Source organism: Paraburkholderia sp. Tr-20389 (genome assembly GCF_017104565.1).
GTDB lineage: Bacteria > Pseudomonadota > Gammaproteobacteria > Burkholderiales > Burkholderiaceae > Paraburkholderia.
The window spans coordinates 645,860-662,059 of the sequence record NZ_JAAGPD010000001.1 but is presented as its reverse complement, the minus strand read 5'-3'; the positions used below and the strand labels follow the sequence as shown (position 1 = coordinate 662,059).

The following is a 16,200-nucleotide window of genomic DNA, read 5'->3' as shown; positions in this document are numbered from 1 at the left end:
TCGTTCTGCCCAGGAGCTTGCCATGTCACATGCAGCGCAGTTTTATATCGACGGACACTGGGTCGAGCCGGTGTCCGCCCGCTGGTTCGATCTCGTCGATCCATCGACGGAAGTGCCCTTCGAAACACTCGCGCTCGGCAACGCGGACGACGTGAACCGCGCCGTCGCCGCCGCGCGCCGCGCATTTCCCGCGTGGTCGGCGACGAGCGTCGCGGATCGCGTGGCGATGCTGCGCCGCGTGCTGCGGATCTACGAGCGCCGCTCCGACGAATTCGCCGAAGCGATGCGCCGCGAGATGGGCGCGCCCATCACGTTCGCGCGCAACGGTCAGGCGGCGCGCGGCCCCGCGCATCTGAACACGCTGATCGACGTGCTCGAACGCTTCGAGTTCGAGGAACAGCGCGGCAGCACGCGCGTCGTGCTCGAAGCGATCGGCGTGTGCGGGCTGGTTACGCCGTGGAACTGGCCCGTCAACCAGATCGTCGTGAAGATCGCGCCCGCGCTCGCGGCGGGCTGCACGATGGTGCTCAAGCCCAGCGAGTATTCGCCGCTGAGCGCGCTGCTGTTCGCGGAAGTGCTCGAAGAAGCGCAACTGCCCGCGGGCGTGTTCAATCTGGTGAATGGTGACGGTCCGGGTGTCGGCGAAGCGATCGCGGGCCATCCGGATATCGACATGGTGTCGTTCACGGGCTCGACTCGCGCGGGCGTGCTGGTTGCGCAGGCCGCTGCGCTCAGCGTCAAGCGCGTGGCACAGGAACTGGGCGGCAAGTCGGCGAACATTCTGCTCGACGACGTCGATCTCGAAGAGGCCGTGAAGCGCGGCGTCGCGGCGTGCTTCACGAACTCGGGCCAGTCCTGCTCGATTCCGACGCGCATGCTGGTGCCGCGTCATCTGATGAACGACGCTGCGCAGATCGCGAAACATGCGGCGGAAGCCTATCGCGTTGGACCGACCGATGATCCCTCGACGCAGCTCGGTCCGCTCGTCAACCGTAACCAGTTCGAGCGTGTGCAGGCATTGATCCAGACGGGCATCGACGAGGGCGCGCGGCTGGTGACGGGCGGCATTGGCTTGCCTGCGGGCATCGACAAAGGCTACTACGCGAAGCCGACAGTCTTCGCCGACGTCAGGCCCGACATGACGATCGCGCGCGAAGAAATCTTCGGGCCGGTGCTGTCGATGATTCCGTACGACAGCGAAGCGGACGCCATCGCGATTGCGAACGGCACCGACTACGGTCTGGCCGCTTACGTGCAATCGGCCGATCTCGCGCGCGCTCGCAAGGTGGGCCGCGCGCTGCGCGCAGGCGGCGTGCACCTGAACTATCCGCCCGCCGATTTTCACGCGCCGTTCGGCGGTTACAAGCGTTCGGGCAATGGCCGCGAGTGGGGCGAAGCGGGGTTGCGCGAGTATCTGGAAACGAAGGCGATGGTGGGCTACGGCACGCCTTGATCAGCGCGGATCGAGAAGCTCGCCAGAAAATTTTTTGCGTGTCTGGATTGTCTGACAATCATCGCGTCAGGCAGTTGTCGGCGCGAGATGCCACTGAAACCGAAACGGCTTGAGCAACAGAGAGGACTTCGAGATGGATAGCAACGAACGTTTTGACAAGGGCTTTGAAAACCGCAAGGAAGTGCTGGGCGCAGGGCATGTCGAGAAATCGTGGGCGAATGCCGACGACTTCAACCGGCCGATGCAGAAGTACGTGACGGAATGCTGCTGGGGCGACATATGGGGCGACAAAACGTTGTCGTTCAAGACGCGCAGCCTGCTGAATCTCGGCATGCTCACGGCGATGAGCCAGCACCACGAACTCGCGGTGCACGTGAAGGGCGCGCTGCGCAACGGCGTGACCCAAGACGAGATCCGCGCGGTGTTGATGCAGGCCGCGATCTATTGCGGCGTGCCGCTCGCGCTCGCGGCATTCCGCGTCGCGACTGAGGCGATCAAGGCGTACGAAGCGGAGACTTCGGCAGCCTGACGATGCGGTGACGCCACGACACCCTAAAAGGCGGCGCGAACACGGCACGCACTGCCCACGCTGCCCGACAACGAATGGAGACAACGATGAAAACCCTCACTGCGACCGACGTCGTACAGTCCGAAGGCGAGCAGTCGATCGAAACGAAAAGACGCAACGCGATCAAAGGCGCGTTCTTTTCCGAATACATCGACATGTTCGATATCTATCTGCCCGTCGTCGTGCTGTCGCCGGTGCTCGCGTTTTTCCAGCCGCCGCATCTGTCGAGCGGGATGGAGACGATCCTCGCGTCGCTGGTGTTCATCACGACGCTGCTCGGGCGGCCTATCGGCGCGCTGCTGTTCGGCATGATCGCGGACCGCATCGGGCGCCGCAAGGCGTCGATCTGGTCGGTATCGGGCTTCGGCGTGGTCACGCTGCTGATCGCGCTGCTGCCGGGCTACGAGAGCATCGGCATCGTGTCGTACTGGGCACTCGTGCTGCTGCGGTTCGTCGACGGCATCTTTCTCGGCGGCGGCTATACGGGTGCGATGCCGCTCGCAATCGAATACTCGAAGAAGGAGCAGCGCGGCTTCGTCGGCGGCTTCATCATCGCGGGCTTTCCGGCTGCATACGTGTCGATCAATCTCGTCGCGATGCTGATGTTCGCGCTCTTTCCGCTCAACGGCATGAACTCGCCGTACGCGCAGTGGGGCTGGCGCATTCCGTTCGTGCTCGGCGCGGTGCTCGCGGGCATTCTGGCGATGTACTACGTGCACAAGGTCGCCGAATCGGAGATCTGGAAGAGCGAAGCGGCCGACAAAAGCAACCAGCCTGAAAAGCTGCCGTTGACGGATCTGCTGCGCGGCAAGAGCGGACGCAACCTGTTGCAGGTGCTGGTGATGATGACGGGCTTCTGGCTCACGCAGAACATCATCACGATCTTCCTGCCGACGGGGCTGCTCGTGAAGACGCTGCATCTCACGGGCTTCCAGATGACGTCGACGCTGATGATCACGTACTTCGTGCTGTTCTTCAGCTATATCGGCTCGGGCCTGATTGCGCAGGCCATCGGGCGGCGGCGCTTCTTCACGATCGTCGGGCCGCTGATCGCGACGGTCGGCGCGGGTCTGCTGTATGTGCTCGCGAACGTCGACGGGCTGCCGCTGCCGGCGATCATCGCGCTCGTCTGCGTGCTGGCCGTGCTGGTGACGTCACCGTGGGGCGTGATCGTCACGTACATCAACGAACGTTTCGTCACCGACGTGCGCGCAACCGGCTTCGGCGTCGGCTTCAGTCTCTCGGTGATCATCCCGTCGTTCTACGCGTTCTACATGGACTGGCTGAGCGCGTTCATGCCCTTGCGCATGACGTCGGTGGTGCTGCTGTGCATCGGCGGACTGATCGGCGCGATCGGCGCGCTGATGGGACCGGAAACGAAGGACGTCGATTTTTGACGAATCACCTGATTGCGAGGGAATAGCGGACATGAACAAGGAAAGGATCGGTTTCATCGGTCTCGGCAACATGGGCGGCCGCATGACGCGGCGTCTCGTCGACGCGGGCATTTCAGTGCTCGGCTACGACACGGCGCCGGAGCGCGTGAGGGCGACGGGCGCGCAGGCTGCATCGTCGATCGCTGAGGTGATGAAGTTCGCCGATGTCGTGATGATGTCGCTGCCGGACAGCAAGGTCGTCGAGGCCGTGGTCGAAGGCGAGGGTGGCGTGCTCGCGCATTGCCGCGCCGGACAGATCGTCGTCGATCTGAGCACGGCCGCCGCGAGTTCGACCATACGGCTCGCGCGGCGCTTCACGCAGAGCGGCGTGCAGTATGTCGACGCGGGCATTTCGGGCGGCGCGGCGGCGGCGGAGAAGGGCACGTTGACGCTGATGGTAGGCGGCGATGCGAGCGCTGTAGAGGCGCTCAAATGGGCGTTTGCGCCGATCAGTTCGAAGGTCGCGCACATGGGCGACAGCGGGGCGGGTCACACCACCAAGCTGCTGAACAACTTCCTCAATGCCGTGAGCCTTGCGGCGAGCGCGGAAGTGATGGTAGCGGGCAAGAAGGCGGGACTCGATCTGCATCTGCTGCTCGACGTGCTCAACAGCAGCAGCGGCGTCAACTTCGCGACGCTGAACCGTTTTCCGAAGATCGTCGACGGTGATTATCTGGAAGGTGGATTGACGGGCAAGCTGATGACGAAGGACGTCGTGCTGTATGTCGATCTCGCGCGCGAACTCGGTGTGGTGTCGCTGAATGCGGCGGGGCCGCTTGCGAGCTTCGGGCTCGGCACGGCGCTCGGCTATGGCGATGTGATCAGCAATCGTGTCGTCGATGCGATCGGCGATGTATCGGGCGGCGTACGGCTGTTCGACGGAAAGGTTCGCAAAGAGGAGAAGCAGGCATGAAGGTATTTCACGGCAGGGCGGAAGGCAAGATGTCGGAGCAGCGCGGCGAGACCTTTTCGGGCACGGTCTGGGCCGACCCGGTGATGCCGACGACGGACGGCGTGACCATCAACACGGTGTTCTTCGCGCCGCGCGGCCGCACCTACTGGCATACGCACGAGCAAGGCCAGGTGCTGCAGGTGACGGCGGGCAAGGGCTGGATCTGCAAGGACGGAGAGGCGCCGCAGGAAATCCGCCAGGGCGACATCGTGTTCATCGGGCCGAACGAGCGGCACTGGCACGGCGCGAGCGACGGCAGCTACATGGTGCACATCGCGACGTCGATCGGCAAGGCGACGTGGCAGGAAGAAGTCGCCGAAGCGGATTATCCGAAGGGGCTGGTTGCGGCCTGACTGCGGGCCGATCGCGGCGCGCATGCACGGATCATCGTCAACAGGAGTGAGCGAATGAAGCAGGAACCGGCGCGTGCGCAACGCGAACCGCAGCAGGTCAAGGAAGACTTCATGCGCGTGCACGGCGTGTGGAATGCCGCGTGGGACAGCATGCTGCGTCTCGATGCAGGCTTCGTCGATGCGTACGTGCAGTTCTCCGCGGTGCCGCAGCGCAGAAATCGTCTGGACGACAAGACACGCGCGTTCATCGCGCTGGCCGCCGATGCCTGCGCGACGCAATTGTATGGTCCGGGCGTCGCGCATCATCTGGAACGCGCGCTGGCGTTCGGCGCGACGCGCGAAGAACTGATGGAAGTGCTGGAGCTGATCAGCACGATCGGCATTCACACCAGCAACGTCGGCGTGCCCGTGCTGCTCGAAGTGCTCGAAGAAGAAGGGCTGCGCGTCGGGCCCGCGCCGCTCGACGAACGTCGCCGCGTGCTCAAGGAGGCGTTCGAAAAGAATCGCGGCTACTGGCATCCGACGTGGGAAGGGCTGCTCGAACTCGATCCCGATCTGTTCGAAGCGTATGTCGAGTTTTCTTCGGTGCCATGGCGCACGGGCGTGCTGAGTCCGAAGCTCAAGGAGTTCATGTACTGCGCGTTCGATGCGTCGTCGACGCATCTGTACGTGCCCGGCCTCAAGCTGCACATGCGCAACGCGCTGCGCTACGGCGCGACGGCGGACGAGTTGATGGAGCTGCTGGAGATCGTCAGCACGACGGGTATTCATGGTGCCGAACTCGGCGCGCCGCTGCTGGAAGCGGCCCTCGCGAAGCGGCATATGGCCGTCGATGGATAGCGACAGCGCGTGATTTATGCGTATCGGAGGGCGGAAAACGGCCGGCGGTGAAGTATCATAGCGACTGGAACTTTGTCGGACGGGAAGACAATCATGTCGACTGATATCGGGTTGGTCCGGCCTGAGACGCTGCGTCATCAGGTCGAAAACGTGCTGCGCCAGGCCATCATGAGCGGGCGCTTCGCGCCGGGCGCGCGGCTGATCGAACGCGAGCTGTGCGAGACGCTTGGCGTGAGCCGCACCTCCGTGCGCGAGGCGTTGCGCAAGCTCGAAGCGGAAAAGCTCGTGCGCAGCGTGCCGCACAAAGGCCCGATCGTCGCGGTGATGTCGCAGCAGGAAGCGAGCGAGCTGTATGCGCTGCGCGGGCTGCTCGAAGGCTTCGCGGCGCATGAATTCGCAAAGCTTGCCAGCGACGACGCCATTGCCCAGTTCGGCGAGGCCGCGAAAGAACTGCGTGCGCAGGCAACGGCCCAGGATCAGGCCGGGGTCCTCAAGGCAAAGACGGCGCTCTACGACGTGCTGCTCGACAACTGCGGCAATGCGCTGGTTAAGGAGATCCTGAATAGCCTGTATTCGCGGGTGAATCTACTGCGCGCCACGTCGCTGATGCATCCCGACCGGCTGCCGAGCAGCCTGCGCGAAATCGACAAGCTCTACAAGGCGCTCAAGGCACGCAACGCCGACGAGGCGAAGGAACTGGCGCGTCTGCACGTGGCCAACGCGGAGAAGGCTGCGATGCGCATGCTCGGCGAGAGCGAGGACGCGCAGCAGGCTTGAGCGTGCCCGCTCCGTTGCGTGCGCATTCGATGCGGCGCACCATGCGCTCGCTTCCGGAAGCATCGTCCGTATTGCATTCGCGCCGCTCGACGTAGCGGCGCGAACCGCCTTCAATCCTCATATGTGAATCAACCGTCATTGGCGCGGCCACGCCGCGCCAATGCGATGCCGTGCGCATGGTAAATCGGTAGCGCTTCCCCTATGCTTGTCAATTGAGCCGGCTTTTAAGGGCGAGAGTGAAGCGCGGCTCGCCCCGATTTGCGCAGCCGGCATACGCAGCTTCGTGAAGGCATTCGACGCGAACCCCGGGGCAAGCTTTGGACGTCCTACACGATTCCCGACAAGAGCGGCGACTTCTGCACCATCGACCCGAAGACGCATATCGTGCTCTTCGCGGTCGGTAATCCGCCGCCCGATCTTGATGGCGCGATCCCGCTGGAACGTCTATACGGATTCGCTCGTCGCGATCGATCTCGACACGAGCAAATACAAATGGCACTTCGATGTCGCGGCGCACGGCAACGCGCAGCGGGACTTCAAGCGCGGCAACATGGTGCCGGTTTTGGCGCTGCCGTGATGACTCGCGCCATGACGTCATCGATTGGCGCGCAGCGCGCGTCGCGAAGTATCGCTTGTGCATGCGCGGTTCTTTTGTGTGCGAGCGGCATCGTGTGGCCGTCCACCGACGCGCGCGCCGACGCGGAAGCGGGCAAGGCGAAAGCGCAGGTTTGCGTCGCGTGTCATGGTCCGATGGGCAATTCGACGGATGGACAATATCCCATGCTTGCCGGGCAGCCCGCGCGGTACACGTATCTCCAGTTGACGGACTTCAGGGAAGGCCGACGCAAGGATCCGCGCATGTCGCCAATGGCGGCGAAACTGTCGAAGAACGATATGCAGAATCTCGCCGACTATTTCGCCGCGCAAAAGCCCACGCCCATCGATTTCAAGGCGGATAGCGCGGCTGTCGAAGCGGGGCGCAAGAAATCTCAGGAAGAATTGTGTACGAAGTGTCATCAGGACAACTTCTCAGGGCGGAACGAGATGCCGCGCGTGGCGGGGCAGCACTATCAGTACATCATCAAGCAGTTGCAGGACTTCCGTTCCCGCACGCGCACCAACGATGCAGGCAACATGGGCAGCGTCGCGCGAAATCTGACTGACGACGATATTCGCAATCTCGCCGGCTATGTCGCGAACCTGCGGTAGTGGTTGTGAGGCGGTAGCACGGAACCATGCATCGAATTGAATGATCAACGGCGTTATTCGCATTGATGTCGATAAAAAGACTTAAAGAAGCTTTGGCTTTTTCGTCCTTCAATTAAATCCGGCATTGCGCATGGGTGCTGCCGATTTATAAAATTCTAGAGATTTTAAGGTGTCTGGATTGAACCCTATCCAGGACGCATGAAGCGCGAAAACGCGCCTTGACAAAGACCTATTCGACCTCCTATTTTTCCTCTGCCACCATTCATTACCAAATCTTTCCTGGGCGAAGCAATTCGAATATCGAGAACAAATTACCGGCCTGTCTCTTGGTATGTAATTAGTGATACTGATTAAAAGAAAGACCGTTTAATTGTATTAAGGCTGTTAGAAACACGAAAGTCAAATGTCAGCCGCTATCGGTGCCGACGCGTTCTGCACTCGCTGTCCATTTCCTATGCGCCTCGCCGGCGAAGGCGGCCTTTGTGTCACGGTTAGCCTACCTATCACAAGGACAGAAAATGAAGCCAGACGGTAGTACCAGCCGCAACCGCCCGCGTCGTCAGGGGTGGCTCGCTGCGTCAGGTTCGATGATTCTTGCCATGCTGATCGTCGCGGGATGCGGTGGCGGCGATAGCGGTTCCGCTTCTTCGGCGACGAGCGCGTTGAGTCAGGCGAACGCACTCGCGCAAGCTCAACCGCAAACAGCGAATCAGCCCTACGTCGACCTCGTTGCCTATTCGCCGAATGCAAACGACGGCCTTGCGAAGTCGCAGGTCTCGGAGAAAGCGGCCGTCATGCATTACCAGTGGAAGTCGGGCAAGACGACCGTCAACTACACGACGACGACAGGCCATTTAACGGCCGCCGACGCGAACGGCAATCCGGAAGCCACGATGTCGTACGTGTCCTATACGGCGCCCAGCACGAACGGCAAGCCGCGCCCGGTGACGTTCCTCTATAACGGCGGCCCCGGTTCGTCGTCGATCTGGCTGCGTCTCGGCTCGTTCGCGCCGACGCGCGTCGCGACGCCCGATCCGCTGCTCACCAACTGGCCGAACTATCCGCTCGTCGATAACGCGGAGAGCCTGATCGACACCACCGACATGGTGTTCATCGATCCTCCGGGCACGGGGCTTTCGGAAGCGGTGCTGCCGCATACGAACAAGGAGTACTGGGGCGTCGATTCCGACGTCGACATCATGCGCGATTTCATCATCCGCTATCTGGCCGCGAATAATCGCAGCGATTCGCCGATCTATCTGTACGGCGAATCGTACGGCACACCGCGCACCGACATGCTCGCGCTCGCACTCGAAACGTCTGGTGTGCATCTGACGGGCATCGTGCTGCAATCGTCGATACTCAACTACTTCGCCGACTCCATCGAAGCCGTGGCAATCACGCTTGACACGCTGGGGCTGCAACTCGATACCGATACGCTCGCCGGCTATTACCCCGGCTATGCGGAAGTCGCCGCGTATTACCGGCAGGTGTCGCCGCCATTGATCGATCAGGGGCTGTTCGCGTTGCAATCGGAGATATTCGCGACCGGCCAATACAACCACTTCAAAAAGTACGCGCAGACATGGGTGCTGAGCCAGCTCGGCATTCCCGATGCGCTCGGCAACCCGGTGGTGCCGTCGACGCGCACGCTTCAGTCGTGGGAATGGCCTTCGAGCCTGACGTTGCAGGCGCTGCAAGGCTACTTCAGCGTCAATTCGTTCGGGACGTCGTTGATTCCGGGCACCACTATCGGCCGCTACGATGGACGGGTGTCGCTGCCCAACTCGGACCCGCGTCTGCAGACGGACGGTGACCCCTCGGACATCCTGATCTCGCAGCCGTTCACGACGGCGCTGGCGTCGCAGATGCCCGACTATCTCGGCTACACCGCGCCCAACGCGACCTACATGCCGCTGAACGACAACATCATCGAAGCGTGGGACTTCTCGCATGACGGTCAGCCGTTGCCCGACACGTTGCCCGATCTGCTCGGCGCGCTCACGTTGAATCCGAAGCTGAAGGTGCTCGCGGAAAACGGCTATCACGATCTCGCGACGCCGTTCTTCACGACGGAGAAAGAACTCGCGCGTCTGCAAACGGTGGGTGGTCTGAATCCTGATTTGCAGGTGAACTTCTTCCAGGGCGGACACATGATCTATCTGGATGACGTCGCGCGTCCGAAGATGAAGAGCGATCTCGTCGACTACTATGGCGGCCAGCCAATACCGCTCGCGCTGTCGCTTTGGACATTGCCTGCGCCGTGGCGAGACGAGAGCCCGGCGGGTACGCCGACATCCACAGCGCAGGCGGCGGCGACGCAGTAAGCTTGAAGCAGGTTTGAACGATCCGATCCCTGCGGAAGCGGGGATCTCCGGCTCATCTATTCAGGGCGAGTGATCATGTCTCGAATCGATATGTTGTCGCGCATTCTTGTCGTCGTCGTTGTCGGCGCCGTGACGGGCAGTGCGTACGCCGCGACGCAGGCAGTCGCGCCCGTCACGCTGCCGAAGGGCGGTCATGGCGTCGACGGTCCATTCTTTCCGGCCAGCCGCGCCGCGGCTGTCGCGCCAACCACGGGAACGCAATTGCAGCAGCAGGCACAACAGCGGGTCGACGCGCGTATGGGAGGGAACTCGGTACTGAGCAACGGCGCATCGATCACCAAAGCGCAGGCGCAAAGCAGCGGTCTCGGCTTTATCGCCAGGCACTTCGATCAGATCGACACGGCGCATTCGGGCCGCGTGTCGTTGAATGACGTGCGCCAGTATTTACAGCAGCAACAGCGGCAGTAACGTGTGACGTGCCCACGCCTCGAATGGTGTCGAGGCGTGGGCTAATCAAATCAGCTGCGCGGAAAGAAAGCTCTCAAAGCCCCATCAACGCACGCACATGCGCGCGCGTGCCGCCCGACAGCCCCTCCATGCTGTACCCGCCTTCGAGTATCGACACGATACGGCCGCCGCATGCCTCGTCGGCGATCTGCACCAGTTCGCGCGTGATCCAGTAGAAGTCGTCGTCGTCGAGGCGCAGCGCGGCGAGCGGATCGAGACGATGCGCATCGAAGCCCGCTGAAATGATGATCAGCTCAGGGTCGAACTCGCGCACGGCAGGCAGCATGTCGAGTTCGATACGCGAGCGGAACAACTGCGAGTCGCAACCCGGCGGCAGCGGCACGTTGAGGACGTTGTGGCTCACGCCCGTTTCGGCTGCCTTGCCCGTGCCGGGATACAGCGGCGATTGATGGCTCGACGCATAGAAGAGTTCGGGCCGGTTGTAGAACGCGGCCTGTGTGCCGTTGCCGTGATGCACGTCGAAATCGACGACGGCCACGCGCGCCAGTCTCTGTACTTCATAGGCATACGCTGCGGCGATCGCGGCCTGATTGAAGATGCAAAAGCCCATCGCCTTCGACGGCTCGGCATGATGCCCGCATGGACGCGTCGCGCAGAACACGTTGCGTGCTTCGTCGGCGAGCACGGCATCGACGCCCGCGCATGCCGCGCCGACGCAGCGCATCACGGCTTCCCACGAACCCGGCGACATCACCGTATCGCCGCCGTCGAGCGGCATATAACCGTGCGCCGGCGCGATCCCGGCAACCTCGTCGATGAAGTCCTGGCTGTGAATGAGCTGCACCTGTTCGACGGTGCCCATCGGCGCGTCGCGCCATTCGAGCGCGGCGAATTCGGGGGAGCGCAAGGTTTTCAGCACGGTGTCGAGCCGTTCCGGGGATTCGGGATGATGCGGGCCAGGCTTATGGTTCAGGCAGGCGGCGTGCGTGTAGACGAGGGTAGGCGGCATGGGCTGCGGATGCTCGACAGAACGGGCATCGTCTCCTTGGCGTTGATGTTGTGGAATGTGGGGAACGCGCTTCGCGACGCGAGCGGTTGCCGTTCGTCCTTCAAGTGTAAGGTCGCGACTTTCGCACCGAACAATCAAACAAACTTTGGCTCGCTATAGACGTTCGTTTATGGAAGCGCCGCGCCGCCATCGCGCCGCACCTCGTTCGGTGTCTTGCCCGTCCAGCGCTTGAAAGCATGACGGAAGCTCACGGCGTCGCTGAAACCCAGCGTCAGCGCGATGTCTTCGATGCTCAGCGCGGTCGTGTTCAGATAGTCGACGGCGAGCGCCTTGCGCACGCCCGTCAGCAGCTCGCTATACGACGCGCCTTCCGCTTCGAGCTTGCGGCGCAGCGTGCGCGAGGTCATGCACAGGCTTTCGGCGATCTGTTCGATATCGGGGAATCTGCCCGGCGTGCGCGTGAGTTCCTGATAGACGCGCCGCGTGACGCCCGCCTGCCAGCGGAACTGTTCGACCAGCCGTGCACATTGCGTCGAGACCTGCGCGGCCGTGATCGGATTCGCCAGTTGCGGCGCGCGCGACAGCCATGCTGCGGGGTAGCTCAACAGGTTCTGCGACTGGTCGAAGGCGAGCGGACATTCGAGCGCGTCCGCAAGCAGCGCCGCATGCGGCGGCTGCGCCCGTGTGAACGAGGCGCGCGCCGGCACGCACCACGCGCCCATCACGTCCTTGATGACCGTCACGTGCACGGCGAACTGCAAATCGATCAGGAAGTCGTACAGCGGCTCGTCGACGTCGGGCACGCGCACTTCGTCGCGGTTCGGGAAGATCCATGTCGCTGCGTCGTCATGCTCGGCCCAGCGGATATCGAGCATCCCGTTGGCGAGCTGATGATATTTGACGGCGGTATCGAACGTTTGAGTCATCGCCTCCGAGCACAGCAGCGCATAGCCGTACATGCCGTAGCTCGATGCATGCAGGCTGCATCCGACGCGCACGCCAAGATCGGGCCTCGCATACATCCGCACGGCATTGCGGGCGGCCGTCAGAAATTGCAGCGACGACGTGAGCGTGAACGGGTTGGCGACGGCCGCGGCGTCGAGTTCCGTGCCCGCCAGCACGGCATTCGCATCGAGGCCGGCTTGCGATGTAACGTCGAGCAGCGCGACGAGCTTCGACGGCGCGAAGCGCTTCTCGCGCCATGCGACGGCCGACGACGCCTGTGCGGGGCGCTCGCCCTGATGATGCGTGGCCGTCGCCGGTGCGCGCTGCTGCATGTCGAGGTCCTGTGTCCGAATCGATACCGGTTGCGTGCCCGGAATTCTGCGCCCGATCGGATCCACCCGCCATAGGGTTCACCCTGATCGCAACCGCCGCATAAGGCGCTTCAGCGAATCCTCGCGCTTACATCGGCCAGACGTAGATTGTCCGTTTCGATCACCGATTCGGCCGCACCGATCATTTGCAACACACGCTCTGCGGGCGATAGTCTCTACTGCACAAAAGCGATATCAGGAGACAACGTGGACGACAGCCACATCAAGCCCAGCCTTTGCACGAACTCATCCGGAGAACGCCCGACGGGCGACCGGCACTGGATCGCCTCATACGGCTCGATCCCCGTGGAGATCGACGCCGATCGCTACCCATCCATCAACGCGCTGATCGAAGCCGCGATGCAGCGGTTCGCGGCGAAGCCCGCGTTTCGCGCGTTCGGCCAGACGTTGACGTACGCGGACATCGACCGCTTGTCGACGGCATTCGCCGCTTATCTGCAGAAGGTGGCGGGCGTCCGTCAAGGCGATCGCGTGGCCGTGATGCTGCCGAACCTGCCGGCCTTTCCGATCGCGTTCATCGCGATTGCGAAGATCGGCGGCGTGCAGGTCAACGTCAATCCGCTGTACACGGCGCGCGAACTGGAGCATCAGCTCAACGACGCGGGCGTCGAAACCATCGTCGTCTTCGACGGCTCGACACGCACGCTGGCCGAAGCGATCGGCAGCACGAAGATCAACACGGTCATCACAGCGGGCGCGGGGGACGGCAGCGGCGCGGGCATTGCCGGCCCTGCCGCCGACGCAACGCTGCACAACGCGATCACATTCCGGCAAGCGCTCGCGCAAGGCGCGCAACTCGAAGCGGATCCCGTCGATGTCGACGGCAGCGATCTGCTGTTCCTGCAATACACGGGCGGCACGACGGGGCTGTCGAAGGGCGCCGTGCTGACGCATCGCAATCTCGTCGCGAACATCGAGCAGTTCAAGGCGTTCATGCCCGACGCGATACGGCCCGGCGAAGAAGTCGTCGTGACGGCGATCCCGCTGTATCACATCTTCGCGCTCACGGTGAACTTCCTCACGTACTTCTCCGTCGGCGCGGAGAACTGGCTCGTCGCGAATCCGCGCGATGTCGATTCCCTCATCGACGTGCTCAAGGCCGCGCGTCCGACCATCTTCGTCGGCGTCAACACGCTGTATGCGTGTCTCGCGGCCCATCCGCGCCTCGCGGAAGTGGACTGGTCGCGGCTCAGGTTGTCGGCGGGCGGCGGGGCGGCTGTGATCGACGTCGTGTCGCAGCGCTGGAAGTCGGTGACGGGCAGCTTCATCCGCGAAGGCTATGGGCTGTCGGAGACCTCGCCCGTCGTGTCGTTCAACCCGCAATTCATCGAAGCGTTCACGGGCACGATCGGTCTTCCCGTGCCTTCCACCGACGTCAAACTGCTCGACGACGAGAACCGCGAAGCCGCCATCGGCGAGCCCGGCGAAATCTGCGTCAAGGGTCCGCAGGTGATGCGCGGCTACTGGCAGCAGCCGGAGGCCAACGCGCGCGCGTTCACGGCGGACGGCTACTTCCGCACGGGCGACGTGGGCGTGTTCGACGCGCAGGGTTTCCTCAGGATCGTGGATCGCAAGAAAGACATGGTGCTGGTGTCCGGCTTCAACGTCTATCCGAACGAAGTGGAAGCGGTGGCGACGGCGCTGCCGGGCGTCGCCGAATGCGCGTGCGTCGGCGTGCCGGATGAAAGGACGGGCGAGGCGCTGAAGCTGTTCGTCGTCACCGCGCCGGGCGTCGAACTCACGCCGGACGCGCTGATCGCACATTGCCGGGCCAGCATGGCCGCGTACAAGGTGCCGAAGATCATCCGTTTCGTCGATGCGTTGCCGAAGTCGACAGTGGGCAAGATCCTTCGGCGGGAACTGCGCGGCGTCGATTGATCTTCCATTCCCGCGACAGCCAGGAAACAATTGCGCCCATAGGCGGATGCCGTGCCCGCACAAAATCGCTGCTGGGCCTGCCGATGCAGATTCCCGCCAGCGCCGCCGTGACCGCGAGGCTCGTGCCAGGCAGCGCCGCGTTTGGCGTCGGCTGGGGCATCGCGGGGTTTTGCCCGGGGCCGGCGCTGGTCGCGCTCGGCGCGGGCTCCACGAAGGCGTGGGTTTTCGTCGCGGCGATGCTCGGCGGCATGGCGGCATTCGAATTGCTCGAACGATTGCAGCACACGCGGCAGCGGGCCTAAGCTGGTTCGATGTGACATCGCTTCGTTGCCGGATGAACGGCCTGTCCCGGCTCTGCTTTCGACGCGATGCTCGCTCTTGACGCGCTTGCGTCATTGTCGCGTCATTGCACGTTGGCCAAGGGCACGCGGATCGAAATGCGAAAGCCCGCGCCGGGCGAACTGATGTACGACACGGTGCCGTGCAATTGCCTGACGCGTTCGCGGATACCGAGCAACCCGAACGACGTGTTGCCGGTCGGCAAGCCTGGCGTCGCGCCCACGCCGTTATCCTCGATTTCCAGCGCCAGCCTGTCGCCTTCGCGCGCAAGCTCGATGCGCACGTGGCTCGCCGCCGCGTGGCGCGCGACATTGGTCAGCGCTTCCTGCACGATGCGGAACAGCGTCGTCGAAGCGAACTCGTTGAACTGCGGTTCGTCCGTCTCGACGTGGACCGTCGCGACGACGCCGTAGCGCTTCGTGAAGTCCTCGGCGAGCCATTCGAGCGCGGCCGTCAAACCGAGATCGTCGAGCAGCGGAGGACGAAGGTCCGCGGCGATGCGGCGCAACGACATCGCCATGGCGTCTATTTCCTGTTGCAGCGCGTGGGTCTGCGGCACGAGATGCGCGGTTTCGTCCTTTTTTGCCAATGTCCCTTCGATCAGCGCGACGCTCATTTTCAGCGCGGTCAGTTGCTGCCCGAGATCGTCGTGCAATTCGCGCGCAATGCGCTTCTGCTCGTTTTCACGCGTGATCTGCACCTGCGCCGACACCTCGCTCGCCCGTTCCAGTTCCGTGAGGCGCATGCGGTCGGTCATGTCGCGCGTCACCTTGGCGAAGCCGAGCAACGCGCCGTTCGCGTCGCGCACGGCGGAAATGGTGACGTTGGCCCAGAAGCGCGAACCGTCGCGCCGCACGCGCCAGCCTTCGTCCTCGACGTGTCCTTCGGCGGCGGCGATTTCCAGTTCGCGCGCGGGCTTGCCGGCGGCGATGTCCTCTTCCGTATAGAACGTCGAGAAGTGCCGGCCAATGATCTCGTCGTGCGTGTAGCCCTTGATTCGCTGCGCGCCCGGATTCCAGCTGGAGATCTTGCCGTTCGCGTCGAGCATGAAGATCGCGTAATCCTGAACGGCTTCGATCAGCAGCACATAGCGGTCTTCGAGCGGGACATCCGACGCGGATGCCGCTCTGGCGATGCGGGACGGCTCGTTCTTCGGCGTGGCCATCGCGGCTCCCGGCAGTTTGACAGACGACGCTTCGCGCATTCGAAGCTGAGTTATATCAGTTCGCTAACGGTTGTTCCAGTTTGGGAGCC

General features: G+C 63.0%; 14 protein-coding genes and 2 pseudogenes. 13 read left to right on the top strand and 3 right to left on the bottom strand.

The features are described 5' to 3' along the window. Nucleotides 1-22 precede the first annotated feature (22 nt). The 11 genes and pseudogenes from G3N95_RS03015 to G3N95_RS02965 all read left to right on the top strand — a co-directional run bounded on the left by G3N95_RS03015 (nucleotide 23) and on the right by G3N95_RS02965 (nucleotide 10,383). Nucleotides 23-1,453: an aldehyde dehydrogenase family protein gene (locus G3N95_RS03015; RefSeq protein WP_205968452.1), complete on the top strand. Its 1,431-nt coding sequence runs from the start codon at nucleotides 23-25 to the stop codon at nucleotides 1,451-1,453. Nucleotides 1,454-1,586: 133 nt separating this feature from the next. Then, nucleotides 1,587-1,982, top strand: a complete 396-nt coding sequence (locus G3N95_RS03010) for a carboxymuconolactone decarboxylase family protein (protein ID WP_205968451.1) — start codon at nucleotides 1,587-1,589, stop codon at nucleotides 1,980-1,982. Nucleotides 1,983-2,068: 86 nt separating this feature from the next. After that, nucleotides 2,069-3,418, top strand: coding sequence for an MFS transporter (locus G3N95_RS03005; protein ID WP_205968450.1), 1,350 nt, complete (start codon nucleotides 2,069-2,071; stop codon nucleotides 3,416-3,418). A 22-nt stretch (nucleotides 3,419-3,440) separates the two neighbouring features. Beyond that, nucleotides 3,441-4,370: an NAD(P)-dependent oxidoreductase gene (locus G3N95_RS03000; RefSeq protein ID WP_346778352.1), complete on the top strand. Its 930-nt coding sequence runs from the start codon at nucleotides 3,441-3,443 to the stop codon at nucleotides 4,368-4,370. Continuing rightward, nucleotides 4,367-4,762, top strand: a complete 396-nt coding sequence (locus tag G3N95_RS02995) for a cupin domain-containing protein (protein ID WP_205968448.1) — start codon at nucleotides 4,367-4,369, stop codon at nucleotides 4,760-4,762. The genes G3N95_RS03000 and G3N95_RS02995 overlap by 4 nt, the downstream gene beginning before the upstream one ends. A 54-nt stretch (nucleotides 4,763-4,816) precedes the next feature. Next, on the top strand, nucleotides 4,817-5,602 hold the full coding sequence (locus G3N95_RS02990; protein WP_205968447.1) for a carboxymuconolactone decarboxylase family protein: 786 nt from the start codon (nucleotides 4,817-4,819) through the stop codon (nucleotides 5,600-5,602). A 93-nt stretch (nucleotides 5,603-5,695) separates the two neighbouring features. Continuing rightward, a complete protein-coding gene (locus G3N95_RS02985; protein ID WP_205968446.1) occupies nucleotides 5,696-6,379 on the top strand; it encodes a GntR family transcriptional regulator in 684 nt (227 codons plus the stop codon). Nucleotides 6,380-6,647: 268 nt separating this feature from the next. Then, nucleotides 6,648-6,881, top strand: a pseudogene (locus G3N95_RS02980) (quinonprotein alcohol dehydrogenase); the annotation flags it as partial. A gap of 74 nt (nucleotides 6,882-6,955) precedes the next feature. Continuing rightward, nucleotides 6,956-7,588, top strand: a complete 633-nt coding sequence (locus tag G3N95_RS02975; protein ID WP_205968445.1) for a c-type cytochrome — start codon at nucleotides 6,956-6,958, stop codon at nucleotides 7,586-7,588. A 518-nt stretch (nucleotides 7,589-8,106) separates the two neighbouring features. Continuing rightward, complete coding sequence (locus G3N95_RS02970; RefSeq protein ID WP_205968444.1) at nucleotides 8,107-9,915, top strand: peptidase S10; 1,809 nt, start codon at nucleotides 8,107-8,109, stop codon at nucleotides 9,913-9,915. A gap of 75 nt (nucleotides 9,916-9,990) precedes the next feature. Further along, nucleotides 9,991-10,383: a 2-oxoglutarate dehydrogenase gene (locus tag G3N95_RS02965; protein WP_205968443.1), complete on the top strand. Its 393-nt coding sequence runs from the start codon at nucleotides 9,991-9,993 to the stop codon at nucleotides 10,381-10,383. A gap of 73 nt (nucleotides 10,384-10,456) precedes the next feature. Here G3N95_RS02965 and G3N95_RS02960 read toward each other — a convergent pair whose 3' ends face one another. Next, on the bottom strand, nucleotides 10,457-11,392 hold the full coding sequence (locus G3N95_RS02960; RefSeq protein WP_205968442.1) for a histone deacetylase family protein: 936 nt from the start codon (nucleotides 11,390-11,392) through the stop codon (nucleotides 10,457-10,459). Between the two features lie 167 nt (nucleotides 11,393-11,559). Further along, on the bottom strand, nucleotides 11,560-12,669 hold the full coding sequence (locus G3N95_RS02955; RefSeq protein ID WP_205968441.1) for an AraC family transcriptional regulator: 1,110 nt from the start codon (nucleotides 12,667-12,669) through the stop codon (nucleotides 11,560-11,562). Nucleotides 12,670-12,930: 261 nt separating this feature from the next. Here G3N95_RS02955 and G3N95_RS02950 point away from each other — a divergent pair, with 261 nt between their 5' ends. Together G3N95_RS02950 and G3N95_RS40480 are read left to right on the top strand one after the other, a co-directional pair. Continuing rightward, on the top strand, nucleotides 12,931-14,607 hold the full coding sequence (locus tag G3N95_RS02950; RefSeq protein ID WP_205968763.1) for an AMP-binding protein: 1,677 nt from the start codon (nucleotides 12,931-12,933) through the stop codon (nucleotides 14,605-14,607). Between the two features lie 50 nt (nucleotides 14,608-14,657). After that, nucleotides 14,658-14,909, top strand: a pseudogene (locus tag G3N95_RS40480) (DUF6691 family protein); the annotation flags it as partial. A 101-nt stretch (nucleotides 14,910-15,010) separates the two neighbouring features. On the opposite strand, the gene G3N95_RS02940 reads toward G3N95_RS40480, so the two are convergent. Beyond that, on the bottom strand, nucleotides 15,011-16,111 hold the full coding sequence (locus G3N95_RS02940) for a PAS domain-containing sensor histidine kinase (protein WP_205968439.1): 1,101 nt from the start codon (nucleotides 16,109-16,111) through the stop codon (nucleotides 15,011-15,013). Nucleotides 16,112-16,200 lie beyond the last annotated feature (89 nt).